This window comes from Dictyobacter vulcani (assembly GCF_008974265.1).
Classification (GTDB): Bacteria; Chloroflexota; Ktedonobacteria; order Ktedonobacterales; family Ktedonobacteraceae; genus Dictyobacter; species Dictyobacter vulcani.
In genome coordinates, this window is record NZ_BKZW01000001.1 from 3,358,755 (window position 1) to 3,384,564 (window position 25,810).

23 protein-coding genes and 1 pseudogene are annotated in these 25,810 nt (G+C 52.2%); 10 read left to right on the plus strand and 14 right to left on the minus strand.

The window, feature by feature from the left end; translation table 11 throughout:
• The first annotated feature begins 308 nt into the window (after positions 1-308).
• The gene (locus KDW_RS31730) at positions 309-476 is read left to right on the plus strand and encodes a hypothetical protein (RefSeq protein WP_162005225.1); all 168 of its coding nucleotides are present in this window, start codon (positions 309-311) and stop codon (positions 474-476) included.
• A 44-nt stretch (positions 477-520) separates the two neighbouring features.
• On the opposite strand, the gene KDW_RS14190 is transcribed toward KDW_RS31730, so the two are convergent.
• The 7 genes from KDW_RS14190 to KDW_RS14220 form a co-directional block, all read right to left on the minus strand.
• Positions 521-958 carry a hypothetical protein gene (locus KDW_RS14190; protein ID WP_162005226.1) on the minus strand — a complete coding sequence of 146 codons (438 nt, stop codon included), beginning with the start codon at positions 956-958 and terminating at the stop codon, positions 521-523.
• Between the two features lie 936 nt (positions 959-1,894).
• Positions 1,895-3,550, minus strand: coding sequence for an FAD-dependent monooxygenase (locus KDW_RS14195; protein WP_151756563.1), 1,656 nt, complete (start codon positions 3,548-3,550; stop codon positions 1,895-1,897).
• A gap of 1 nt (position 3,551) precedes the next feature.
• Positions 3,552-4,061: a beta-ketoacyl-[acyl-carrier-protein] synthase family protein gene (locus tag KDW_RS14200; RefSeq protein WP_162005227.1), complete on the minus strand. Its 510-nt coding sequence runs from the start codon at positions 4,059-4,061 to the stop codon at positions 3,552-3,554.
• Positions 4,062-4,078: 17 nt separating this feature from the next.
• Positions 4,079-4,798 (minus strand): beta-ketoacyl-[acyl-carrier-protein] synthase family protein, encoded by a 720-nt coding sequence (locus KDW_RS14205; RefSeq protein ID WP_151756565.1) that lies wholly within the window; start codon positions 4,796-4,798, stop codon positions 4,079-4,081.
• Positions 4,795-6,096 carry a beta-ketoacyl-[acyl-carrier-protein] synthase family protein gene (locus KDW_RS14210; RefSeq protein ID WP_151756566.1) on the minus strand — a complete coding sequence of 434 codons (1,302 nt, stop codon included), beginning with the start codon at positions 6,094-6,096 and terminating at the stop codon, positions 4,795-4,797. Before KDW_RS14210 ends, KDW_RS14205 begins: the two co-directional genes overlap by 4 nt.
• Before the next feature lie 17 nt (positions 6,097-6,113).
• Positions 6,114-7,028, minus strand: a complete 915-nt coding sequence (locus KDW_RS14215) for an alpha/beta fold hydrolase (protein ID WP_151756567.1) — start codon at positions 7,026-7,028, stop codon at positions 6,114-6,116.
• Between the two features lie 333 nt (positions 7,029-7,361).
• On the minus strand, positions 7,362-7,580 hold the full coding sequence (locus KDW_RS14220; RefSeq protein ID WP_151756568.1) for a hypothetical protein: 219 nt from the start codon (positions 7,578-7,580) through the stop codon (positions 7,362-7,364).
• A 333-nt stretch (positions 7,581-7,913) separates the two neighbouring features.
• Between KDW_RS14220 and KDW_RS14225 the strand changes: the two genes are divergently transcribed.
• From KDW_RS14225 to KDW_RS14235, 3 genes are all read left to right on the plus strand, one after another.
• Positions 7,914-8,540 carry an IS607 family transposase gene (locus KDW_RS14225; protein ID WP_151756569.1) on the plus strand — a complete coding sequence of 209 codons (627 nt, stop codon included), beginning with the start codon at positions 7,914-7,916 and terminating at the stop codon, positions 8,538-8,540.
• Positions 8,500-9,795: an RNA-guided endonuclease InsQ/TnpB family protein gene (locus KDW_RS14230; protein WP_151756570.1), complete on the plus strand. Its 1,296-nt coding sequence runs from the start codon at positions 8,500-8,502 to the stop codon at positions 9,793-9,795. The genes KDW_RS14225 and KDW_RS14230 overlap by 41 nt, the downstream gene beginning before the upstream one ends.
• A 187-nt stretch (positions 9,796-9,982) precedes the next feature.
• Positions 9,983-10,429 carry a nuclear transport factor 2 family protein gene (locus KDW_RS14235; RefSeq protein WP_151756571.1) on the plus strand — a complete coding sequence of 149 codons (447 nt, stop codon included), beginning with the start codon at positions 9,983-9,985 and terminating at the stop codon, positions 10,427-10,429.
• A gap of 78 nt (positions 10,430-10,507) precedes the next feature.
• Here KDW_RS14235 and KDW_RS14240 read toward each other — a convergent pair whose 3' ends face one another.
• From KDW_RS14240 to KDW_RS14255, 4 genes are all read right to left on the minus strand, one after another.
• Positions 10,508-11,953 (minus strand): MFS transporter, encoded by a 1,446-nt coding sequence (locus KDW_RS14240; protein WP_151756572.1) that lies wholly within the window; start codon positions 11,951-11,953, stop codon positions 10,508-10,510.
• 356 nt (positions 11,954-12,309) lie between these two features.
• A complete protein-coding gene (gene cobA / locus KDW_RS14245; protein ID WP_151756573.1) occupies positions 12,310-13,131 on the minus strand; it encodes a uroporphyrinogen-III C-methyltransferase in 822 nt (273 codons plus the stop codon).
• Entirely contained in the window at positions 13,115-13,825 is a 711-nt protein-coding gene (locus tag KDW_RS14250; RefSeq protein ID WP_151756574.1) for a precorrin-2 dehydrogenase/sirohydrochlorin ferrochelatase family protein, read from the minus strand. The genes cobA and KDW_RS14250 overlap by 17 nt, the downstream gene beginning before the upstream one ends.
• Positions 13,826-13,832: 7 nt before the next feature.
• Positions 13,833-15,587 (minus strand): NADPH-dependent assimilatory sulfite reductase hemoprotein subunit, encoded by a 1,755-nt coding sequence (locus tag KDW_RS14255; protein WP_151756575.1) that lies wholly within the window; start codon positions 15,585-15,587, stop codon positions 13,833-13,835.
• 229 nt (positions 15,588-15,816) lie between these two features.
• On the opposite strand from KDW_RS14255, the gene KDW_RS14260 reads away from it, so the two are divergent.
• The 4 genes from KDW_RS14260 to KDW_RS14275 all read left to right on the plus strand — a co-directional run bounded on the left by KDW_RS14260 (position 15,817) and on the right by KDW_RS14275 (position 19,600).
• Positions 15,817-16,776 (plus strand): hypothetical protein, encoded by a 960-nt coding sequence (locus KDW_RS14260; protein ID WP_151756576.1) that lies wholly within the window; start codon positions 15,817-15,819, stop codon positions 16,774-16,776.
• 363 nt (positions 16,777-17,139) lie between these two features.
• The gene (locus tag KDW_RS14265; RefSeq protein WP_151756577.1) at positions 17,140-18,159 is read left to right on the plus strand and encodes a Gfo/Idh/MocA family protein; all 1,020 of its coding nucleotides are present in this window, start codon (positions 17,140-17,142) and stop codon (positions 18,157-18,159) included.
• Between the two features lie 113 nt (positions 18,160-18,272).
• Positions 18,273-18,434: a hypothetical protein gene (locus KDW_RS31735; RefSeq protein ID WP_162005228.1), complete on the plus strand. Its 162-nt coding sequence runs from the start codon at positions 18,273-18,275 to the stop codon at positions 18,432-18,434.
• A gap of 293 nt (positions 18,435-18,727) precedes the next feature.
• Positions 18,728-19,600 (plus strand): RNA methyltransferase, encoded by an 873-nt coding sequence (locus tag KDW_RS14275; protein ID WP_151756579.1) that lies wholly within the window; start codon positions 18,728-18,730, stop codon positions 19,598-19,600.
• A gap of 162 nt (positions 19,601-19,762) precedes the next feature.
• Here the strand turns inward: KDW_RS14275 and KDW_RS14280 are convergent.
• The 3 genes and pseudogenes from KDW_RS14280 to KDW_RS14290 all read right to left on the minus strand — a co-directional run bounded on the left by KDW_RS14280 (position 19,763) and on the right by KDW_RS14290 (position 23,049).
• Positions 19,763-20,856 (minus strand): annotated as a pseudogene (locus KDW_RS14280) (glycoside hydrolase family 172 protein).
• Between the two features lie 108 nt (positions 20,857-20,964).
• A complete protein-coding gene (hflX, locus tag KDW_RS14285; RefSeq protein ID WP_198925264.1) occupies positions 20,965-22,404 on the minus strand; it encodes a GTPase HflX in 1,440 nt (479 codons plus the stop codon).
• A gap of 402 nt (positions 22,405-22,806) precedes the next feature.
• On the minus strand, positions 22,807-23,049 hold the full coding sequence (locus tag KDW_RS14290; protein ID WP_151756580.1) for a sulfurtransferase TusA family protein: 243 nt from the start codon (positions 23,047-23,049) through the stop codon (positions 22,807-22,809).
• A gap of 624 nt (positions 23,050-23,673) precedes the next feature.
• On the opposite strand from KDW_RS14290, the gene metG reads away from it, so the two are divergent.
• On the plus strand, positions 23,674-25,272 hold the full coding sequence (metG, locus tag KDW_RS14295; protein WP_151756581.1) for a methionine--tRNA ligase: 1,599 nt from the start codon (positions 23,674-23,676) through the stop codon (positions 25,270-25,272).
• Positions 25,273-25,608: 336 nt separating this feature from the next.
• On the plus strand, positions 25,609-25,788 hold the full coding sequence (locus KDW_RS14300; RefSeq protein WP_151756582.1) for a hypothetical protein: 180 nt from the start codon (positions 25,609-25,611) through the stop codon (positions 25,786-25,788).
• The last annotated feature ends 22 nt before the right edge of the window (positions 25,789-25,810 follow it).

The following is a 25,810-nucleotide window of genomic DNA, read 5'->3' on the forward strand; positions in this document are numbered from 1 at the left end:
CTGGTCGCTGCGACCTGTTCGCGTGCGAGTCCGTTCCTGGCAGCGCTAACCCGTACCCGTTCGACACCATACAGGTCCATACAATGGAGAGCCATCTCATATAGCGTTACCTGCTCATACGTCGACAGGTCGCTGCGACCAGCACTGCCGGTACGAGAGATCGCGTTATTTCTGTTAAAAATGGGTCTGTTGCTTGCTTAAAAAAGAAGAGAACGTTACTTCTTGAGGAAGGAGACGTTTTCTAAATATATATGTATTATCTTCAATGCATATATATTTCATATTTGAAGCATGAAAGAAGAATTCTCATGAAAGTTGGTTCCATTGTCGTTGCAGTAGTTGGACTTCTGGCCGTCATCGTTGGCATTTATCTGAAAGCGACCGGCCAGCCGCATGGTCTCACAATCCTGGGAATCGGCGCTGTACTGGTAATCCTTGGTGCAATTGGCACTTTTGTGCTCAAACCCAAGGCTTAGGAGTCCGGACCGTATCTAGTTCACGAGGAAGCCTTCCCCACTACTCACAAGAGTAGGAGGAGGGCTTTCTCTTGCGTTACGTCAGGGTGTCGTATGCGTCTTAAGTTCTTATTCTTAAGTTGGCGGATGTGAGGAATGCCTATGATAATGCATGAAGAAACCCGACACGTAGGTTCGAGGCTTGCCCTCGATTTCCTTCCCCCCACGATAACGCCTTTCCCAAGGACAAAGCTGGTTGTAATCTCCAGGATTGCCGAGGCCAGTGGATTGACGCTCCAGGCTTCATAGCACAGCTCATGCAGCTCCAGATACGTCGCGGGGAGTAGATCTTTCCGCGTTACATCACCCGACAGTGCGCGCCAATAGTAATCTTCCTCAGTACCTGCACGGTTACCAAACGGATCATCCGAGGAGAGGAAGGCCGGATTGATCTGCTCAGTAATTCGCGAGCGACGACGGTGAGGATGCTGACAGTGGCGCATATGCGGGCTGTCCTCTGTACTCATCACAACAACACTAAACGACAAAGCCATCAGTATTACATAAAAGATACCTTGATGAGTATCATATTACATAAAACATCTGTTGTCAAGTGGATTTTCAACGAATTTTTAGATTTTGCAAAAAATTGGTTCTAGCAGCATGTTTATATAATATTTACTGCATCAACTTAAGATTAAGAACTTAAGACGCATAAGACATATGCAAATACCTGGCAGAAAGTATGGCAACTTAAGAATAAGAACTTAAGACGCATAAGACATCTATGATTTCCAGGCAGAAAATATTGTTTGCAGAAATTATTACTTGCAGAAATTATTACAACTTAAGATTAAGAACTTAAGAAGTATAAGTAACGTATAAAATACATTGCAGAAAATATACATTGCAGAAAGTGTATGTTTCAGTAATCACTGTAATGTTTCTTTACTGTAACCTTAATTCCCTGCATGTAAAAAACTTTCAATTATGTTAAAGTAACATATAATAACTTAATAATAATAATAAAATTTAATAATTATATATAATATATATATTATATATAATTATTAAATTTTATATATACTTAAATTTAAAATAACTTATAATTTTTACTTACTAAGTATCTATTCTACAAAGTAAAACCATTGCTAATAAAAAATAATATAAAAAAATAATTATCTTACGCGTCTTAAGTTCTTAATCTTAAGTTGTGTCAACCATATGCGAAAAAATAATTATCTTATGCGTCTTAAGTTCTTAATCTTAAGTTGTGTCAACCATATGTGAAAAAGCAAGTGTCTTATGCGTCTTAAGTTCTTAATCTTAAGTTGGTAGATAGATGTTTCATCTATTTTCCATTGTTTTATGCCATGGTGTTGCTATTGATTGAAATATATGCTATAATGCCGCAAAGCGTTACGTGAGGGGGCGGGTTGTCAGGAGAGGATGGCGGCCAGGGCTTGCTCGACGTGGGGAAGTTTGGTGATGGGGAAGATGCCCATACAGTGGTGGTCGGGCCGTGCGAGGAGGAAGAGGTCATGGCGGTGCTGGAGGATGGCGGCGAGTTGTCCGCTCTCGTCGATAATCTCGCTGATCCGCTCACTGGCAGCAATTTGTCCGGGGGCGAAGCTGGTGGAGCGGAGGGCGATACAGTGGACCGCTAGCTGGCGCCAGATGCCGCGCATGAAGGGCTCGAAGTCGTGGGCCGGGTTGTTGGATAGTCTGACAATGGAGAACGTGTTGCCGCTGACGTGATCATAGAGCTGGCGCTGGCCGTCTCGCAGGAGGATATGGGGTTGTGGCAGGAGCTTACCAGTCCAGGGGCCGCCACCGCTGATCTGGAAGCCTGAGCGATAGTGTGGTTGCGGTTTGACCTCCATGTCGGTAAGCTGGCGGCGTAGCGGAGGAATCCTATGGATGCTGTTGAGGACCAGGTCGCGTGCACCGGCGAGGAGGGGGTGCGTGGGCATGATCAGGCCACCTAACACGGAGGAGAAGAGGATCATCTGGATGACGTGTGGCAGGCGCTCCTGTTGATAGCTGTCGAGGATGCGGGGCGCGGCCGTACTCTGGATGACGAGTTGGAGTTTCCAGCACAGATTGCTGGCATCGCGCAGGCCACTATTCATCCCTTGTCCACCAAAGGGGGGCATCTGGTGAGCGGCATCTCCCAGCAGGAAGACCCGGCGTCCAGCCGCGAAGCGTTCGGCGATTGTGCTATGAAAGGTATACATGGTTTTTCGTATAGTTTTGTTGGCCAGGCTTGAACTGGTGGGGCGCTCGTTCGCTGGTAGGGTGTGCAGCGCCTGCTGGATGCAGTGGGTGATGGCTTCATCGGAGAGCAGGTCTTCCTCGGGTTCTCCCGGTTTGAGCATAAACTCCCAGCGTCGGCCGCCAGCCGGGGCGGGCACAGTGACCGCAGGCCGGGCGGGATTGCAGAAGAAGATGATGGATGAGAGGGTGGGCATGTCATCCACGGTATCGACGACCAGCCAGCGTTGCGTGCGCTCGCTCCTGATCGAGCGTCTGGACTGATGACTATAGGGATCCAGGAGGTGCCAGAAGCGGGTCGGGTGGAGTGGGATCTCCAGGTGCTGGCGCATGCCGCTGCGCCCCCCGTCACAGGCCAGCACATACTCACCGTGGAGCTCTTCGATGTTCCCGGAATGTTTTTCCAGTTGGAGGATGACCCCATGATCGTCATATGCGAGCGTCTTGACGTGGCAGCCAAAGCGCACCTGGACACAGGAGAAGCGTTGCAGTCCCTTGAGGAGGATCGCCTCGAAGGTGGGTTGGTGAAAGGTGGAGATCTGGGGATAGCCATAGGGCTGTTGTGTGGGCGCTATCTTGACCAGGTAACGCCCACGGGAGACATAGTGGGCTGCGCGTTTGAGCAAGGCATGTTCAGAGACCTCTTCGGCCAGTCCGATCGCCTGACAGATGCGCAGTCCTTCGTCGTCGATGGTGATGGCTCTGGGATGATCCGTCAGGTCGAGGTTGCGTTCCAGCAACACGGTCTCGATACCGGCCTGACCCAGTAGATTGGCGGCGAGCAGTCCGGTTGGTCCGGCTCCCACGATCACAACGCGCACCCTACCGCTCCTTCCTGAGTGTCAGTGCCACATTGGTTCCACCGGTGCCGCGTCCTCCGACCAGCGCGACCTGACTCCCTGAGGATGGCAGTGGCTGGGGCTTATCGCGGACCAGATTGAACTCATAATGAGGATTAAACTGGTCGCAGTTGAGCGTTGGCAGGATCTGTCCATGTTTGAGGCTCAGGAGCGCGGTGATTGTATCGAGCGCCCCCGCCGCCGCATAGCTATGTCCAAACATCGTGCGTGGCACACTGGCTGGAATCTGTTGGAGGCGCGTACCAAAGACCTGACGCAGCGCATCAACCTCGCCTTGATCCGAAGAAGGGAGTGCGCGACCATCCAGACTGAGATAGGCCACATCGTCCGGTGACATGCCACCCGCCTGGATCGCCTGACAGAGCGCACGAGCATAGCGCGTACCATCCTCGGACGGTGGTAGCAGTCCGTGGGCATCATTACTCTGTCCATAGCCAGTAATCTCGGCATAGATTGTGGCCCCGCGCTCCACGGCATGCTGATACTCCTCTAAGATGCAGATGCCGGCCCCTCGGCCAGGACCAGTCCTGAGGCGCGTTGATCAAAGGGCCGATAGCCCGCCAGATCATCGCCGGTGACATATTGACCCTGTTGCGAGAGGATCAGCAGGATAAAAGGATTAAGAAAAGCTTCGCAGCCCCCGGCGATAATCACATCGGCCGCCCCCCGGCGGATCGCCCCATAGGCCATCCCCAGCGCATCCAGGCCACCCACGGTATCATTGACCGGTGTTTTACAATAGCCCTGAATCCCATGGCGGATAGCGGTCTGGCCGATGGTGGCGACGTGCAGCCAGGCGATCGCCGTATAGGCGCTCATAAAGCGCGGGCCGCGTGTATATAAAGCCTGCAATTGTTGTAGCACATACTCCACACCACCCATGGTATTAGCGATCACCGCCCCCACGCGTTGTGGATCCTCATGGTCCAGTGCCAGTTGTGCATCCGCCAGCGCTTCCTGGATCGCCGCAAAAGCGAAATGCGTCATGCGATCCGAGCGATTGGCCAGCTTACGTTCAATATAATCCTCAGCCAGGAAATTCTGTACCACGCCCGCCACCTGGATCGGTAACGTCTCCTCTTGAGGAAGTCGGATCACGCCCGAGCGTCCGGCCAGGCCAGCCTGCCAGAAAGCATCCTGACCGATGCCATTTGGTGAAACCACACCCAGGCCAGTAATCACCACGCGTCTCTGTTGTAACTGCTTCATGCTTCATCATTCCAGTCCGCTTGTGCGAGTAGCAACGCACTATTCACTCCTCCAAAGCCACTCGAATGCGTCAATGCTACCTTGACCGTGGCCGGGCGGGCAGTATTGGGAACATAGTCCAGATCGCAACGCGGATCGCTTTGTTCCTGGTTGATCGTTGGTGGAAGTTGTTGCTGTTCAAGGACCAGCGCCGTAACCACGGCCTCAATCGCACTGGCGGCTCCCTGACTATGCCCGATCATTGATTTGGTGGCACTGATCGGAATGAGCGTGGCATACTCACCCAGGACCGCCTTGTAGGCCGCTGTCTCCGCGACCTCATTGGGGGGTGTCGAACTGCCGTGGGCGTTGATATAGTCAAGTTCCTGTGGAGTGATGGCGGCCTGCTCCATGGTTTGTTGTAGCAGTTGTTGCAGGGGATGTCCATCGGGTGGCAGGGAGGTCATATGATACGCGTTACTATTCGTCGCGAAGACCAGGATCTCGGCATAGATGTGAGCGCCACGTGCCAGAGCATGGTCGCGCTCCTCTAGCAGCAGCACGCCCGCCCCCTCGGCCATCACAAAGCCATCGCGGCCCAGATCATACGGACGTGAGGCGCGGGTCGGGGTCTCATTATACTTTGTACTCAGTGCCCCCATCACACAAAAGACATCCATTACCGCATAGCTCACCGCCGCATCGGTCCCCCCGGCCAGCATTAGATCGGCCTGGCCCTCCTGAATATGCCAGAAAGCCTGTCCGATAGCATCCGCGCCGGCCGAGCAACCTGTGGCAATCACCTGATTAGGACCATGCAATTGATGATGGGCCGCGATACTACTGGCGGCGGCATGCGACATCAGCAGAGTAGCCGGAAGTTGTTCCTGTGGGATCAGTTGCGGGGGCCTGGTCCCTTTCTCCGTCATGCGCGTCCACTGGCGCTCCCCCTCCTCAAGACAGGCCAGTGCCAGTCCCATAATCACACCAGTACGTTCACGCTCTTCCTCATCCAGTTCGGGAAGGATCTGTGCATCCGCCAGCGCTTGATTGGCGGCGGCCAGCGCAAACTGAGTTGCGCGATCCATATGCATGATCTCATAGGGATTTAAACCAAGCGCGGCCGCATCAAAATCCGTCACCTCACCAGCCACCCTGGCCGGTAGAGAAGTGGCATCGAAGCGGGTAACCGTACCTAGTCCCGAACGACCCGCCAGACAGGACTGCCAGAACGATTCTTTTCCAATGCCGTTCGCGGCAATAACTCCCATGCCGGTGATAACGACGCGACGTAGTGGCTGTATCAGGGCTTCATCCATCGGCCTCTCCCCTTGTCTTATGGTTGTAGTTGTTTGAGTGGACCTCTCCTGGTATCTCTGGCGGCAAGAAATGCTTCGATCAATGGCGTCACAGTCTCGGCGCGAGAATACATAAAGAAACGTTCCCTACCAGAAACGACGTGATAAGCCGCACAATTAGGTAAGTGTTTGGCCAGCCAGCGCGTCTTTGCCTCTGGCGAGAGCGCGTCATCGGTGCGGTTGATTAATAAAACGGGCATGGTGAGCGTATTGAGGCGCTTGTGGACATCAAAATTGTGGATGATCGGGAGTACAGAACATTTATAGACAAACGGCCATTGCGAAATTTTGTTGAACTGCTCCTCAATCAAGTGGCGTGGTAGCGAAGGGGTGGTGTGGTTATCCATAGAATGTGCCATGATGTAGTTAATCACATTGGCGCGCAAAACCGAAGCCGGCAGCACATATTCAATCGGGAGACGATAGAACAGCTCATGCAAGCACCAGATAAAAGGATGTGGCGAGATCCGATAATCGGCCCCCTGGGCAATAATCGTCAGGGAGCGGCAGCGCTGAGGATAGCGCAAAGCAAACTCAAACAGCACCATCGCCGCATCCCCATGTCCCACCAGATCCGGTGCCTCTAATCCCAGACCATCCAGTACCTGGCGCAACTCCTCCGCCCGATCGTTTGGTCCAAATGGGGTCGTGCGCATCTCTTGTCGGCGATAAAGGATGACCCGGCGTGACTCGCTCATCTTGCGCACCTGGCGTGAATAGACAAACTCTAGATGTTCCAGAATCGGCACAAAGACCAGCGGTTCGCCTCTCCCGATATCAATCAGTGGCAGTTCGATCGTACCAATCGATCGCTGCTGCCAGAGCGACTCTATATACTCTACATCTTCATGAAACGTTGCATCGTCGATCCAGCGATCTTTTGGCGTGGTCACAAGTTGCCTCCCTGATTACATTTCCCGCTGCGCTACCTGGCCAGTTGGTATCACATGCATGCCTCAAAATACACCGACGAGTGGATGCACACGATACCCTCAAGTGTAGCGACTGTGCTGTCTTCATACTGTACCATTTTGGCGGCAGAGTTGGTGGTCTCTTTTTCAGTAGTTGTAGCTAAAGATTTTCATGCGTGATTATTGCCATTCTCTGGTTATAGCCCTGCTATCCATAATTATAATTCTACTACCTTTGACAACATAAAAGCACCTGGAATTGAGCGAGGCCCAATATATCCAGGTGCTTGTTACCAGTTGAATAAACTCAGACTGTTATTTAGTTTTTTTCTGATTTTTGATCTTTTCAGCCGCCTGTCGGATTTCTTTTTCAGCCTGTTCCTTAGAAATAGTCTCGACATCATCAAGCTCGTCTTTACCCTTAGAGCCGCCCTTCGCAGCCTTTCTGGCGGCCTCCATCAGTTCCTTCTTTTCAGCCTGTTGCTCTTTACTAGAAATAGGTTCAGGATCCACTTTTTTCAGTTTATCATCCATCGGGTTTCTCCTCATGCAAGCTATTCAGATAAGTCAACAAACGAGCCTACCTGAATCCAGACATATTTCCAGGAAATCCCTTCCACAACCATCTATCCTTCGTTACAAAAAATGAGGTCAAAAGCGCGTGTCCTCAATAGCGAACCCGGGCCAACTTACGCTCATCACAAACCTACCCCAGGGTAGCCGACTCTTACTAAACACGCCTGCTTCAACCTGAAAGTTACTCAACAAAAAACAGGGAGCTATATCTAATATAAAGGATCATTCAAATAAAAAAGGAGTATTGAGCTAGCTCTTGACAAAGTACGCAAAGGTGCGTAAGATAGGTACATGTATACACCAGGAGAATTTGGGGAAATAATCCGCGTTTCCGTGAAAACGTTGCAACGATGGGATCGGCAAGGGGTGCTCAAAGCCCACCGAACCGCAACGAATAGGCGATACTACACGCAAGAAGATCTCCTCTCCATTCTCCCGCAGGAAGCGGGGGTGAGACGGCGAATCATTGCCTATTGCCGCGTATCGCGTGTGGCGCAAAAGCCGGATCTGGAAAACCAGCGAAGGATACTGGCCGAGTTTTGTGAAGCGAACCGCTATGAAGTCGATGAATGGATCAGTGAAATTGGTGGGGGACTCAATTTCAAACGGAAACAGTTTCTGCGACTGATTGATGCCATTATTGCGGGAGAAGTGGCCGTGCTGCTCATTGCCCACAAAGATCGACTGGCTCGCTTTGGATATCACTTGCTGGTACATCTGTGCGAAACCCACGACTGCGAAATCGTGGTGATGAATACCGAACAGCTTTCTCCTGAACAAGAGTTAGTGCAGGATTTGATCACCATTACCCATTGTTTTAGCTCACGGTTGTATGGACTGCGCAGCTACCGCAACGCATTAGAAAAGGCACTCAGAGATGAAAACCGCGCACCGGATCAGAATGAACCCCACACCTGAACACGTGGAGTATTTGAAACGTGCCTGTGGCACCAGACGTTTCATTTATAACTGGGGGCGCGAACAGTGGGAAAAACAGTATCAGGCGTATACGCTGGAGCAGGAAACGGTTCCTGAAGAGCACCGTGTGCTCACACCACCCAACGCACTTGCGCTTAAGAAGCAATTCAATGCCATTCGAGCAGAAGCCTATCCGTGGACGTATGAGGTAACCAAGTGCGTCGTGGAGGGAGCCTTTGATGATCTGGGAAAGGCCTACAGCAACTTCTTTGCCGGACGCGCGGCCTATCCAAAATATAAGAAGAAAGGGAAATCGCACGAGTCGTTTTATCTGTCCAATGATAAATTCACCCTCGGCAGTCATTGGATCGCCATTCCGGGGTTAGGTCGCTTCATCTTGGATCAACGGAAGCAGGAAAAGAATCGAGGCAAACTCAGGCGAAAACTCGGAACAGTCAATCTGTCAGAAAAGCTGCGTTTTGTTGAGCTTGGAAAAGCCTCAGCCCCACGCAAGAAGCGTCCTCGACGGAAACAGGTGCTTTGTGAGAAGGTCACGATTCTAGGCGCAACCATGTCATGTGAGGCCGATCACTGGTATCTGAGCATTCAGGTGGAGATCAAGAAGCCCTTGCCTCCGACTCCGGTACCAGTCGTGGGAGTGGATGTGGGGGTGAAACAAGCTGCCGTGGTGAGCGATGGACGAGTGCTTGAGAACCAAAAGCCACTCGCATGCCATCTCAACAAGCTCGGCAAGCTCCAACGCCAACTCAGTCGCAAACAGAAAACCAAAGACCCGCATACGGGGAAAACCACGTTCAGCAAGAACTATCAGAAGCAGCGGGTGAAGGTGGCACGCAAGCATCAGCACATTGCCAACATCCGTCGAGATGTCCAGCACAAATTCACGACTGAACTTGCTCGAACCTGCGGGACCATTGGCGTGGAAGACCTCAACCTCTTGGGAATGATGGCCAATCGGAAGCTCTCACGTGCTGTTGCTGATGCGGCGATGGGACAACTCCTGCAGTTTTTGAAGACCAAGGTGGCAAATGCCGGAGGAGAGATCTTCATCGCCTCGCGCTGGTTTCCCTCGACCAAACAGTGTTCGTGTTGTAAGCATGTCAAAAAACGCATGCCACTCAAGCATCGTACCTATGAGTGCCTGATGTGTGGGTTGGTGATCGAGCGCGATCTCAACGCTGCATTGAATCTCGCGTGGTTTGCAACAGAACAGCTTCGCCACCTTCGTGCGTAAAGGTGGTCGTCCAGGGTAGTGGCTACGACCGGACGTAAAAGCGCCTGTGGAGTTGATGTGAGACCGAAACGGGAGGGCTGATCCAAAGGTTCCCGTGCTCTGGCAACTGACTATGAAACAGGAACAACTAACCGCTCAGGCGTGTCTTGCGCACGTTTGAGTATGAGAAAGGTAGCAGAAATACCCGATGTCAATTGAACCTACCCCGTCGCTCGCCAGCCAATGGATCGCCGCCTTTAATGCCCATGATGTCGCGCAGATTGTCTCGTTCTATCATGAGGATGCCGAGCTGAATGATGCCGGTATGAAGCATCCACGGCGCGGAAAAAAAGCCATTGAAGCCTGGTTTACCCAACGCTTTAGCACCATGCCTACCATCACGTACACCCCCGGCGAATACGTGGTTGTCACTGATCAACGCGCCGTCGTTACCTGGACCACGTATGGTCGTAGTCCGGTTCCAGGGAGGCGTCGCTGGCTCAACTGGCTCTCACGTTCCTTTCAGGTCGATGGAGTGAGCGTCTTCATGATCGAGGACGGACTCATCCGCAGTCAGCGTGGCTATTATGATCATCTCGCGGTCATCCAGCAGATCCTTCCACCGCTGCGCTGGCTACTCCCGGTCCGCTTTTAGTTTTGTATGCATGCAAAAAAATACAGGCAATAGACTTGTATTGGTCTATCGCCTGTATGTCCGGGTCTGGTATTGGAGCTAGCGATTGAATAATGTATGTTCTTCAGAAATCTCTTCTAACGAACGCCCCTTGGGTTCTGGTAGGGTGGCCATCGTCAGGATCAATCCCAATATTGAGACGATGCCGGCTACCAGCATAGCGCCTGGAAGCTTATATTGCGCCAGAATAGCCGGGAAGGCCAGGGCACCAATAAACGCGCCAACTTTACCCAGTGCGGCCGCCAATCCATGAGCGGTACTGCGCACCATCACCGGGAAAATCTCGGCGGGATAGACAAAAGTTGTCACGTTTGGGCCGAACTCGGTGAAAAAGTAGCTGATGCCATAGACCAGCAGAAAGGGTGCGGTGATACTGGTGAGCTGTGGTACAAAGGCCAGTAGCAGATACGCCACCGCCATCACGGCAAAGCCCACACACTGGATCCATTTACGACCCAGGCGATCAATCATGAAGGCTGCCAGAACATAGCCCGGCACCGCTGCGATCAGGAAGATCAGGAGCGTGTAGAATGTATTTGTGATCAATTGAGCATGAGGATTGAGCAGTTTCAGCACCATCGGGCTTGAGATCGTGGTGCCGTAGTAAGCAATATCCAGCAGGAACCAGGTGCCAGCCGTACCGATCAACCATTTCAGATAGCGTGGTGTGAAGAGCAAGTAGAGCCAGGATTTCTTTTTCTGTTTTTTCTCCTGGGATAGAACCTCCGCCTGCTTTTCCTCGATCTTCTCTTCTTTGGGTGTGCCAATAACCTGACCCACGGTCCTGCTCGCGGCTGCAACATCCCCATTCATAGCCAGTGAGAAACGTGGTGTTTCAGCGATCTGACGACGCAGATAGAACGTTGCCAGAGCAGGAATAGCTCCGATGCCCAGCATCAGACGCCAGACCAGATCATTGTTCAGATGCATGCTGAGTAATATAATCGCGATCAAGGGTGCCAGAACCAGGCCAACGCCTTGCATCGAGAAAACCATTGTAATCAGCTTGCCGCGATCCTTACGGTTCGCATACTCGCTCATCAATGTCGCGCTGAGTGGATAATCACCGCCAATACCCAGTCCTAAGATAAAGCGGAAAATTAATAGAAAGATCAGGTTAGGTGCCAATGCAGAAGCGATTGCACCAATTGCCAGGACAACCAGCGTAAAGCCATAGATCGCCTTACGACCAACGAAATCCGCAATGCGACCGAAGATGATAGAGCCGAGCGCTGCCGCAATCAGTGAGGTGCTACCAACGAGAGAGATTTCAAATGTATTGAGGTGCCAGAGAGGCGTTAGAATGGCCAGAGCAACCCCGATAATAAAAAGGTCATAGGCATCTGTAAAGAATCCCATGCCTGAAGTAATCATTGCTTTCCAGTGGAAGCCCGAAAGTGTGCTGTTATCTAATTGTTCTAGCACAGCGTGCGTATGTGCACTGCGTGTCGAATGCGTATGTACCGACTTATCTTCGACGATCATAAAAGTGTTCGTCTCCTTGTTACTATTCCGGGGAGATAGGTTTCATGAACTCAACCATCCCTGATTGTGATTTTAGTATTCTAGTGTTATCGCAATGTTAATAAAATGTTAAATTGGGTAAAATAAATTCTCTTTTGTCAATATTTCGGTGTGTAGTGGACAAAGAGATTTTTCAGGGTGTTACGTATCGTACGTGAGGTGAGCACAAAAAGTGTCAGCGGGTCTGGTAGTTTGGGCCCAAATATGTGGGGGGGTAAAGACATAGGCCCCACCACATCGTCGTGATAGGGCCTATGCACTTTCTACTAGTGTATCATATAGATCAAGTAATTGGCGAGTGGGCAGGCAATGTATTTTTATCCTTCGCTGGCGATCTGGCTCTGTTGATACCAGGCCAGCGCCTCGCCAACACTGACAACCGAGCCGATCACGGTCAGGGCGGGTGTAGAAAAGTCGGCGGCGGCGGCCTTCGCGGCAATTTCCGCGAGCGGAGCAGTGACCACGCGTTGTTGTGGGGTGGTGCCTTCTTGAATCACCGCTGCGGGCGTAGTTGGATCCATTCCACCGGCGATCAGGCGTTGTGTGACATCCGGCAGTGCCTTGACACCCATCAGCACCACCAGCGTCCCATCCAGCGCGGCCAGCGCCTCCCAATTAACCGTAGGCGAGGCCGAGCGTCCCTTATGTCCGGTGACCACCGTAAATGATGTTGTATAGTCGCGATGCGTGACTGGAATGCCCGCATAGGCCGGGACCGCAATCGCCGACGTAATCCCCGGGATAATCTCATAGGGAATATGGGCCTCTACCAGTGCCAGAGCTTCCTCGCCGCCGCGTCCAAACACAAAGGGATCGCCCCCCTTTAAGCGTGCCACCGTCAATCCCTGTTGCGCCTGACTGACCAGAATCGTATTGATCTCGTCCTGCGCCATTGTATGGCAGCCGGGTCCCTTACCTACATAGATCAAGGTCGCCTCCGGACGCGCCTCCTGGAGTAGAGCCGGGTTGATCAGGCGATCATAGAGCACTACATCGGCGCTGCGTAGATAGCGCAGGCCCTTGACCGTCATCAACTCAGGATCACCAGGACCGGCCCCAATCAAATAGACCATACCAGGACGAGCGGCGGCGCTGACAGTGTCTGTGATGTTTGTCTTCGCGTCAGCGGGAACTTTCATGGGGAACCTCGGCCTCTTTCAAATCATCGAGAATGCGCGCTACTGAGACGTCTACCTTATAGCGACGGAGTAAACGAACAGTGGTGGCCAGTGCCTCTACTTCATCTTCGTCGATCCACAACGTAAGAACATCAGAACGAAAGAAGTCGCCGAAGAAGGCATCGCGTTCGTCATATGACAGGCCATGCTGGCGTAGATACGTGCGTACAACGCTGGCCAGGCGCATATAGCCCTCATACGCGGACGGAAACAGCTCTTCCAGGTGTTGACGAATGTGTTTCGCCAGCGCGGGACTTGATCCTTCGGTCGAGACGGCGATTGTCAGTGGTCCACGGCGTAAGATTGAAGGCACAATAAAGTTGCAGAGGGCCGGTACATCCACGATATTGACCAGCTGGTTATTGCGCTGGCCTTCCCGCCAGATCGCCTGTGCCAGTTCCGGCTCATAGGTCGCCGCCGCCACCACCACAAACGCGCCCGCCAGATCGCCATCCTCATAGGCTTTATAGCGCAGCGTCACCTGTTGCTGGCGCGCCAGATCCTGTAACTCCTCACAAAACTCCAGATTCATCACCGTCACCTGCGCACCGGCTGCGTTGAGGGCCGCAGCTTTTTCTGCTGCGACCCGGTTGCCACCAACAACCAGGGCCGGTCGCTGGCGTACATCTAGCATCAGTGGATAATAGTTTGGCATCGTGGTTTTATCCTATGGAAGACTGTGTGGTCGCTCTCTCTTTAAGCTGCTCGACACCGATGCGATGACAGAAATCCCCGAAGCCCTCGCCCGACTGGCGCTCGTCGTGCCAGAGCACAAACAGCGGCTGCAACGTGGCCGGGATATCCTTAACATTCACATTCTGCGCATAGATCGTATTCAGCCGCGTATTCGTCCAGTCGCCACCCACATGCACATTATAGAGATCCCGTGAGCGACCAATAAAGCCCACATCCCCCATAAATGGCCGTGCGCAGCCATTGGGACAGCCAGTCATGCGGAAACTTAGCTTCTCGTCATCCAGTCCCAGTTCGCGTAAATTATTTTCCAGGATTTTGACCACGGCGGGCAAGGCGCGCTCAGCTTCAGCTACGGCCAGACCACAGGTAGGCAGCGCAGGACAGGCCATGGCGTAGCGATACGCACCGGCATCTTTAGGATCAGTGGCGATACCAAACTCCTGTAAGCGTGTCTCGACCGCCGAGCGTTGCTCAGCAGGAATATCCACCAGTAAGATATTTTGTTGTCCCGTCAGGCGAATATTGGGGCGGAACTCTCTGACCACGGTGCGCAAGCCGGTCTTCAGGCGGCGCGTCTCCGTATCTTTCAAGCGTCCATTCTCAATGTGCAGTCCCAGAAACCAGTTGCCATCCGCCTGCTCATGCCAGCCCAGATGATGGTCTACATCATGGAAATGCACCTCACTCGGATCACTCAGCGCATAGCCCAGGCGCTCCTCAACCTGCTGACGGAACCAGGGAATGCCGCGCTCTTCAACCACATATTTCATCCGGGCGTGGCGCCGGTTGGTACGATCGCCATAGTCGCGCTGGACCGTGATGATGGTTTCGGCAACCTGTAATACTTGCTCAACACTCACATCCGCAAATGGATTAGCCACGCGTGGGAAGGTCTCCTTCTTACCATGGGTTGAACCCATGCCACCACCGATCACGACCGTAAAGCCAACCAGTTCCTCATGTTCAACGCGAGCCACAAAGCCAATGTCCTGCGTGAACGCATCCACACAGTTATCCCCTGGATACGCCACCCCGATCTTAAACTTACGAGGCAGATAAGTCGGACCATACATAGGCTCGATCGTCTCTTCCTCTTCCTCACTGGACGCGACCTTCTCGTTATCCACCCAGATCTCATGATAGGCTTTACTCTTTGGAGCCAGGTGTATGGCCAGTTTATGCGCAATCTCCTGGATCTGTGCCTGCGCACGCGACGAGACCGGAGCCGGACAGGCCATGACGTTACGGTTCACATCGCCACAGGCGGCCAGCGTTGAGAGGAGCGATTCATTAATGCTATGGATCGTGCTGTGAATATCCCCCTTAAGAATGCCATGTAACTGGAAACTCTGGCGCGTCGTGATGCGCATCGTCTGATTGCCATAGCGCTCCGACAAATCATCCTGAACCAGATACTGTTCCGCCGTCAGCGCGCCACCAGGGATGCGTGAACGGATCATAAACTGATAGGCCTTCTCGGCACCCGCCGCTTTGCGCGACTGGCGTGCATCCCGGTCCTCCTGTTGATACATGCCGTGGAACTTAATGAGTTGCACCTGATCTTCGGTGAAGCGTGGCGTATCCTGTTGCAGTTCTTCGACGATCTGCCCATGCAGATAATTACTTTCAATCTTAATATGCTCAACCTTACTGCCTTCGCCAGGGCCAAGCTCCAAAATAGTCTTTTCTGTTGTGCTCTTATCCTGATCGGGTGTGCTCATGGCATCTCCTTTGAGATTGCGCGACAATAGAACCTTTTTGTAACGGTTATAGTCGCTTTATACTGCCAGATATGGCGAATTTATCCCTTGCATTCTAGAATACTTTGTTGATATAGTAGATCAACAAAGTAGAAGTTAATACTAAATATAAGGCCAGGGGATAACTATGTCAACCTTTTTCAGGTGATTGGACATAGTAATACACTGAAATATGTGAGGACTGAACATTATGAATTTTCTCCTGAGTTGTATCTCGACCAGACATTCTCTGTTAAAAAATCACTGGGCGCAATCCCAGCAGTCTCAGCAAGAGTCCCAAACAGAGTGTCCTGTTACTGTACTGGGTAGCCTGCAAAAACCCAAAGAAGATCAGGGCGGCCTCCTCTGTTTACTCGATGAGAGCGGGAATGTCAAGGCCAGTCTGGATATGTCAATGCCAGCCGGGATCGTTCCAGCGACGCAAGGTTTTTTGATTGCCACCATGTATGATGTCCATCGTGTCTCGCGTGACCTTTCCCATGTCGAGCCCGCAACCATCAGCCTGCCTTCCTTTAATCTCCTCCACTCGCTCTCACGCAGCCAGCGCGGCTATCTCGTTGCCAGTACCGGACTGGACGTGATCGTCGAGTTTTCCGAGAGCGGCGAACGCCTCTGGGATTGGTGGGCTGTCGAGCATGGCTTTGAGACCACTCCTGATGGTCAGCCACGCTTCATCAATAAAGACGAAGACTATCGTGGCGTCAAATTTGGCACGCTGGCCCAGACCACCCACGTCAATTCTGTCGCCGAACTGCCCGATGGTACCATTCTAGCCACCCTTTTTCACCAGGGAACCCTCATCGCCATTGAGCGTGAGAGCGGCAACTGGCAGGTTGTCCTCGACGGTTTAGATCATCCCCACTCAGTACGCATCCTCAATGAAGACTATGTTACCATAGCCGACACTGGCCGTGGTCAAGGACTCCTGGTCAATATCAAAGGCCTGAAAGGCACAATTGAAGCCCGCGTAGATGCCCGGACCAGCTGGTTACAGGACTGTTCCTATAATGAGCGCAACGACCTCTGGACCCTGGTTGACGGTAAAAAGACCCGTATCGTCCTGCGCTCTGGTCCATCTGGTGAGAAACCATATGGACAAATAGAACTCAATCCCGAGTGGCGCCTCTACGAAGCCCTACCCCTTTCGTAACGGCAGCCCTCGTGGCTGCTGCCCGTTGGCGTACGTAATGCTCGCTTTCTATTTAAACCACGCCAACTTAAGATAAGAACTTAAGATACTAGAGACCTCTTCTATTTTGTATGTTGAGCATTACTGCCATTGTGCTCTGCTATCACCTCGATCCCTGCCTTGTTGGTGAGCTGGATTTTGTGCACCCGGAAGGAATTTTGTAGCGAGCGAACTATGTACAACCCCTGGGCTTGGTGCGATAATAGGAAACCATATACTATTACTGTTCGAGTTGTAGTTCACTGGGCGAGCAATATGCACATATAATCTGGATGTTGCTAATCGCTATCTTGCTGAATACATTAGAGAGATGTAAATATTATTATGACATTACGAATAATTCAAGTTGGCCTGGGAGGGTGGGGCCAGAACTGGGCTAAGGCTATTGTCGCAAAGAATAAAGATGTTGAGACGACCGCCTGGGTCGAGATTGATGCACCATCGCTGGAAGCCGCGCGTAAGCGCCTGGATCTTCCGGCAGAGAAGTGCTTTACCTCTTTAAGTGAGGCCCTGGATACAGTTCCTGCTGATGCTGTGCTGGTAACGGCAAGCCTGCCGGGCCACGTCCCCAGTGCGCGCACTGCTTTATTAGCCAATAAGCATGTATTGATGGAAAAGCCCTTCGCGCCAACCGTCGCCGAAGCGATGGAACTCATCGAGCTGGCGGAAGAGCGTGGTCTGACCCTGATGATCAGCCAGAACTACCGTTTTGAGCCAGCGGCTCGTGCGGCTGCTGAAGCCATTGCGCAGCAGAAAATCGGTCGCCTCAGTACTATTAATATTGATTTTCGTCGTTATGACAACACAGCGCCAGTGGACGAGCATCGTCACTACCATATCTGGGAGCCATTGCTGGTCGACATGACCATCCACCACTTCGACCTGATGCGCCTGGTTATTGGCCAGGATCCCGTCCAGGTCATATGTAAAACCTGGAATGCACCCTGGAGTAAATACGACGAGCCAGCCGAAGGAGCGATGACAATCACCTTTGATGGTGGTGCGGTCGTCAATTACCGTGGTAGCTGGGTCAGCACCGGTCCCAAGACCAACTGGGCTGGTGAGTGGCACATGGAAGGCGAAAAAGGCGAGCTAGTCTGGACCAGCCGCGGCGAACTGCCCGAATCCGCCGAACTGCGCCTCCTGGGCGAAACAGAGTCTACCGCGCTAGAACTGCCAACCATTGCTGAGCACGATCGCGCAGGAAGCCTGGCCGCCTTCGTAACCGCACTCAAAACAAAGACTGTGCCAGAAACCTCTGGTCGCGACAACCTCAAGACCTTAGCCTTGATGTTCGCCGCCATCGAATCCGCCAAAACTGGCCAACCAGTCGACGTCCAGTAGCGGCAGTGCTTGCCGCTGCGGCCCGTTGTACCGGAAGCGCTTGCCGCTGCGGCCCGTTGTACCGGAAGCGCTTGCCGCCAACACTTTTCGTTGAAGGAGATAACCTCAACGGTATGGCGTGGCGCCGTGTACGTGGAGAGAGCGCCACACGCGGAGGCCGCACTGCTGCGTTTGCGCAGGCCAGCGTGCTCGAACGACGCGCAGTGCTGTGGCGCCTCCAGGGATCGTGTGTGCCGTGGCCTGCTCGCACAGCAACGTGGTGGGTGAGCGCGTAGATCCTCCCCGTACCTTCTCGAAGAGGATCGCGAACCATAATCCGTCGCGGTGTAGGCGCCACAGGCATGCGCTGCTCTTTGAGCCCCTCGCTCCACGAGAACGCCGCATGCCGGCCTCCGCGTGTGGCGCCCTCTCCACGTACACCTTGCTTGCTGGTCACGTCGAACCATCTCTCAACGTAGCGCTAAACGAAAAGTATTGGCGCTTGCCGCTGCGACCAGTTCGCGTATGAGCAAGCGACGCCGGTACGTTGGAGGCCACCATTTGCATCCCATCAATGATGGTGTAATATATGACAGAGCCACATTTAGAGAGGAAGCAATCGGGGATGAAACAGAGTAGCAGGCCACGTGTCGTCAAAATATATTCAGAGAATAACGACTTTCAATACGCCGAAACCTTACGTCGCAAGCGCGAGAAGCGGCTCCGCCAGCGCGAATTCTTTGTTGAGGGCGTACGGCCCATCAATCAGGCGCTCCAGTATCACTGGCATATCCGGGCCTTCTTATATTCTCGCGACAAACCCTTATCCGATTGGGCTAAAAATATCCTGAACAGCTCCCAGGCCGAAGCCCACTATGAGTTACCGTGGCACCTGCATGCCAAACTCAGTAACAAGTCCGAGCCATCCGAGCTCATCGCCCTGGTGACCATGCCAGATGACGATGTCAGCCGTATTCCGCTCAAAGAAGACCTGCTGATAGTGGTCTTTGACCGTCCATCCAGTCCAGGCAACCTCGGCACCATCATCCGCTCCTGTGACGCCCTGGGAGTCGACGGCATGATCATCACCGGACACAGCGTAGACCTCTATGATCCTGAAACCATCAGCGCAACCACCGGCTCTTTCTTCGCCTTACCCGTTGTACGCCTGCCCTCCCAAAAAGAGCTCGTCACCTGGATCGACATCCTCAAGCACCAGTTAGGACACATACACGTCGTCGGCAGCGATGAAAAAGGCGATTGCGAACTCACCGAGCACAACTTCAAGCAGCCCACCTTCCTGATCGTCGGCAACGAAACCTGGGGCATGAGCGCCGCCTATCGCGAACTCTGCGACACCGTCGTCAGCATCCCCATGGCCGGCTCCGCCACCTCCCTCAACGTCGCCTGCGCCACCTCCATCCTCCTCTACGAAATTAGCCGCCAACGCCACCTCCCATGATGGCCCTCATTTGCGTGTAAGGCTCAAGAGAGGCAAAACGCGTAGGTTCGGCCCATGCGGCCGATTTATGCTTCTTGAAGAAACACGGCACGTAGGTTCGGCCCATGCGGCCGATTGCGTCCCCTCACGCCCATCTTGCCTCACCGAGATCATGTGGAACGCTCAGATGATCTCCAATCCATCCACGTCCGGCAATGCCGGATGTGGTGTGTGTGGCTCGGTCTGATACCAATAGGCCACGGAAGCTATATCATCCTGGAGCGGAAGATAGCGCCCTTCGCTACGCCAGCCGAGAGCCTGGATCGTGACGCGCAAATCTGCTTCAAAGCGGATCGGATCCATGATATGCCAGCGATACATCCCGAAGCGTTGCTGGCTCTGATAGAGTCCATCGGGTTGGAGGACCTGGGGCAGGCCCAGAAAGGCGGTTGAATAGGTGCCATACTGGCCCTGAGGATGTTCAAAGTTCCAGGCACCGCCAAAGTAATCCTCGGTTCCTGTACCACAGATAGTCGGAAACTCTTGATCTCCATCCAGATAAAACTTGATCTCGCCCTCACCCCACCAGCCGCGATTATTTACCTGCCAGGCCAGATATGTGCCCACATAGTGTCCATTACCCTTAACATTATCCAGCAGGGTATGTACTTCTTGATACTTCAGAGGATTGCTACGCCGCCAGCGGGCGTGAAAATAGCCGACCTCTTCTGGCACATCGGTGAGGGTATAGGTGATCTGATAGTACAGTACAGCCTCTTCAGTGCCCAGATTCTCAACCGTAATGCGCGCACCCTGGCGAAATGGCATTTCCCAGTAGGAGTTCATGCCACCGGCCGAATTCACGGCAATCGGCATGGAATTGATATTGCAGCGTTCCCCCAGCCATTCGCGAAGAAATCGCCCAGTGGACATTCGATCGAAGCGTGCTCCTCGCCGTCCCAGTAGGCGCGTAAAATAAGCTTGCGCCAGTGAGCGGGAAAGGTTGTCAACCAGATATGCTGGATGGCGCCAGCATCTGTAATCTCAGCCAGCGTAAATGTGCTATGAGGAGCAATCTTCACCGAAGGCGAAACCTTCCAGCCCTGACCCAATTCGCGGGCGTGAAACGCCCCTGTCCCCTCGGTCGCCATACCTCCCTGGCCCTTTGAGCCACTGAAGTTTTCGGCACTGATAGAGCGTGTTTTCGCATGCGAGAGACGAGAAAGATTGCCCAGGCCCATCCCCAGTCCATTAAAGCCTTTGTGTGTGCTTGTCATCGTCTGACCTCCTGCTAGCTCTAAAAAAAACAATCGTGTGAGCATCACGCATTTGTAATAAAGCGGAGATCACACGATTGACAATTGGTAGGCTACGAAGCCATAAAACTACGAGACTATAGACTCTTCGTGGATGCTCTCCTCTTGTTTGGACTCTTGCTGCTCAAGCTCTTCCTGTTTGGCGCGTCTGGATAGTCTGGCCTTTTTAGGTTGAGCCTCAACCTGGAAGGCCATGAATGGACCACTATGATTCTGGGGCATATGGCCACGGAGGTGGGTGCCTCCATCTTCATATTCCTCAATCTCAATCGTGCCATACTGGTGGAATTGCGCGACCAGTTCACCATGATCATAAGGGATCACAACATCGAGGGCCGTGAATTGCTCCACCAGCGTCTCACTGATGCAACGCAGCAGGCTATCGACGTTGGTTCCTTTCATCGCCGAGACCTCTACTTTAGGGAGCGTAGCCGCCACGCCCTTGAGTTCCAACTGATGGCCCTCAGGCAGCAGATCCGCTTTATTCAGGGCCAGCACCATCGGCAGACCACCGCCACCGATCTCTTCCAGGACTAACTCTACAGCCTCGATCTGATGCTGTACGTAGGGATGTGAGGCATCGACCACGTGTACCAGCAGATCGGCTTCGGCTACCTCTTCCAGTGTTGCGCGGAAAGCCGCCACCAGCGTGGTTGGCAGGCGCTGCACAAATCCTACTGTATCCGAGAACAGGATCTCTTGACCGCCAGCCAGACGCACACGACGCGTGGTAGGATCCAGGGTCGCAAACAGCTTATCCTCAGCCAGCGTTGTCGTTGTGCCTGCTAACTGATTGAGCATCGTAGACTTGCCAGCATTGGTATAGCCAACCAGCGCCACCACTGGAGCCCCGGCATATTTACGGCGCTCGCGGTGCAATTGTCGCTGACCGCGTACCTGTTCGAGTTCCTCTTCCAGCAGCGTTTTCTGGCGGCGCAGTAAACGGCGGTCCACCTCAATCTGTTTCTCACCTTCACCACGCTGATTGGTACCACCACCGCTCTGACGAGAAAGGTGGGACCACTGGCGGGTCAGGCGCGGCAGATCATACTCAACCTGAGCCAGTTCAACCTGGAGGCGTCCTTCACGCGTCCGGGCACGCTGACCAAAGATGATCAGGATCAAGGCGGTGCGGTCAAGCACCTGGATCTCTAACTCGCGCTCAAGATTACGGTGCTGATTTGGTCGTAACTCCAGATCAAAGATCACCGCATCGCAGTCGTGGGCATGGAGTAATTCGCTTAACTCTTTTACTTTACCAGAGCCAAGCAAAGTCGCAGGATGCGGATGATCCATTTTCTGAATCACACGATCCACGCACTGTACGCCCGCAGTGGACGCCAGTTGCTCAAGCTCATCGAGTGATTCATGGAGAGGCCAATCCGTCTCCGAGGTTTCCACACTCACCAGAATCGCACGCAGGGGAGCATCGGCCAGCAAGCCGCGCATAGGTTTTTGTTCGTTTGTATCTTTATTATTTTTCTCTTGAGAAGACATTTGTTCCGGCAAAATTGCACTCCTTCAGTTAAAGGCCATATGCATACATGTATCGTGTGTCGTCATTAGCGCTGTCTCTATGCCGGCTATGCGGACAGTAGTCGAGAACATACTCTGATGCTACTGTGAGTGGATACCTGATAATGGCAGAAAATCTGTGTGTGTATCTTTAAAAGGGGGAATAGGTTCTTCGTTGATCAGAAGCATACAACAAGAAAGCCTTCATCACCAGGTTCCGTCCCGCACCATGCTCTGCGCATCTGTATGCCTGAAAAGGCACGCCAAAAACAGCTATGACACGTGCTAAACGGTTGATCCATGGTTAATTAAAGACTATCACTCGTTATTTCTCCTATATAATCTTGTGGTCTTATAAGCATACCCGAACATCGAGCAAAAGTCAATGCAATTTTTTTATTTTTTCTGGATCAGATATTCGTTGGTGATGAGATTGGCTTGCAATAATGTATTGCCTGTGGTGCGGCTCCAAACTTTGATATCCAGGGGAGCGGCAGGATCATTGGCGATCACCAGGAGCGTCTGGCCAGGTTCGATAGTGACCAGAGCATCCTCGATATTTTCCAATAAGCGGCTACAGCCCTCTGTACCAAGATCAAGTATGCGATCTGCTCTGGTTGTGGTGTGTGAACCTTCCATGTTTGCAGCCTTTCAAGAGCAATGATAGTGATTGGATATCCAGTGATTTTTCTTATATATGCACCATGCGCCTGTAAAAAAGGCACTATGATGAGATTTTTCTAATTGTAACATACGTTTCTGTTTTTTTGGGTGTGTATTTTTGACAATGTTGATCAAGTTTATATGGTTATTCTTGATTGTCGTAACGAGAAAAATATGCTTGACAAAAGTTGATCACTATAGCTACACTTAGAAGAGATACCTACGGGTGTGAAATGACTATTTCTTTTTCTGTTTTCAGAGGACCCTTTTTTTATTGTAGAATGATCTGTAATTTTTAAAGAAGGCATAAACCTCCCGGCTTATACTGGCTTTATGTTATGAAAGATCATGTGGAGTGAAACGACTTTGCAGCAGGCGCAGCGATTTTCGATGTTAAAGACGATGCGTACGTGCATGCCGATGCCTGAGATGATGGCTATGGCATGCGGCAAAGTGTCATGTTCTTCTCCAGGTAGATTTCTGAGGGTCCCGCACGAGTGAGTATTACAGAAATGTAGATATTGAGAGGAGCGCAGATGACACGATCTGTGCTCCTCTCTTTTTGTGTTGTTTATCGACTATTTTTGCGAGGGAGATGCTATGACATATCAGCATTCTGAGGAAGGTACGGATGCGGGTGGCTCGGACAGCTACTATATCACGACCGCGATTGATTATCCCAATGGCGCACCGCACATCGGCCATGCACTGGAGAAAGTGGCGGCCGATGTGGTTGCACGCTATCATCGTTTACGTGGACACGATACTTTTTTCAGCATGGGCATTGATGAGAATAGCCTGCATGTATTGCGCACCGCGAATGAACGGGGTGTAGAGCCACATGAGTGGATCAATACACTGGATGAGACCTTCCGGCGGGCCTGGAAGGCGCTGGATATCTCTTACGATTATTGGATCCGGACCACTGAGGAGCGCCACCAGCGTGCTTCGCAGGAGATGTTTCGGCGCGCACTGTCCAAAGGCGATATCTATAAGGACAACTATTCCGGCTGGTATTGTCCCAACTGTAACACCTTCTATGCCACCGAAGAACTTATCGGGGGCCGCTGTCCCAATCATCCTTCGCTTTCACCTGAATGGTTGCATGAAGACAACTACTTCTTCGCTCTTTCAAAGTATGGTGAGCGCCTGCTGGCCCATATCGAAGCCAACCCGGACTTTATCGTGCCTGCCTCGCGGAAAGCCGAGGTCGTTGGTCTGCTGAAGCAAGGCCTGCGGGATTTTTCGGTGTCGCGCCTGGTGCGTCCAGGGGTTGAAGGTTGGGGTATTCCTGTGCCTGAGGATCCCAAACATGTTATCTATGTCTGGTTTGACGCCCTGACCAATTATCTGACGGCGGTTGGCTTTCCTGATGATGAGCAGAAATTCGCTAATTACTGGCCGGCGGATGCCCATGTGATCGGCAAAGACATTACGCGCTTCCACTGTCTCTACTGGCCCGCCATGCTACTCTCCGCTGATTTGCCACTACCAAAACAGATTCCAGTACATGGCTTTCTCTCGGTCGAGAATCAAAAGATCTCAAAGACGCTCGGTAACGTGATTGATCCTGTGAAGCTGGTTGAGAAGATCGGGGTAGATGCCGTACGCTATTATCTGGCCCGCAATCTTTTCTTTGCTTCGGATGGTGATTTCTCGCGAGCTGGTCTGGCGCGCTTTTATAATGATGAGCTTGGAAATGATTTAGGCAACCTGCTCAACCGCGTTGTCTCGATGATCAAGCGCTATCGCAAAGGCGAGGTGCCAGCCCCAGGACCACAGGGAACACGTGAAGATGAGCTACAGGTTATGGCTATCTCTACGCGGGAGCGTGCCGCCGAGGCGATTGAGAACTGGGAGATCGGGAATGCTCTGAGTATTACCTGGAACTTTGTGCGCCGTGTCAACCAGTATATTGAGCACAGCGAGCCCTGGAAGCTGGCCAAACAGCCGGATGCTGAACAACAACTGAATACCGTGTTGTATACCGCTGCTGAAGCCACACGCATCCTGGCCATTTTGCTGGCCCCATACATACCGACATCCAGTAATCGTATGTATGAGCAGCTCGGTCTGCCAGCTATCCAGGCCGGTGCCTGGGAGACACAAACCGCCTGGGGCAGCATCCCCATGACCGAAGTCTCTCCCTCAGCGCTACTCTTCCCACGTCTGGATCCCGAAGTTACAGCAACTCTCTAACTTTTACTCTATATTCAACTGGACAGCCCACATGATCTTTCATATATAAAGCAGTATAAGCAGGGAGGTGCAGGAGGGCCAGGCCCTCCTGCCGGGGTCGGGAGGGATTTTTTTACACCCTCTTTAAAAGTGAAAGATCATGTAGGCTGTCCATTTTTTGTCTTTGCCAGCGTCTCTAATATTGTTCAGATACGAAAATATCAATGTATTATTGAGTTTCAGTGTGTTTTAAAATGCATCAATGGATTTGATAAAAGCTCCACATTTACGTTGAATAGAGTGGTAAAATATATATATAAGGGTGGTTAGAGCCATCATCAGAAGGCAAGGGATATTATGACTACATTTTTGGTCGCATTATTCATTATCCTTGTCGTATCACTTATTGCGGTCTTTGTACACCTCTCAATTGGATTTCATCGCGTCTATCATTTTCGCTTAGGCCGGAAAGGCGATTCCCAGCTCAAAGCTGGACGCCCACAGCTCGATGACATCATCTTCGATCAAACACCTTAGTCTGGGCGCGCTCAAGCGCATT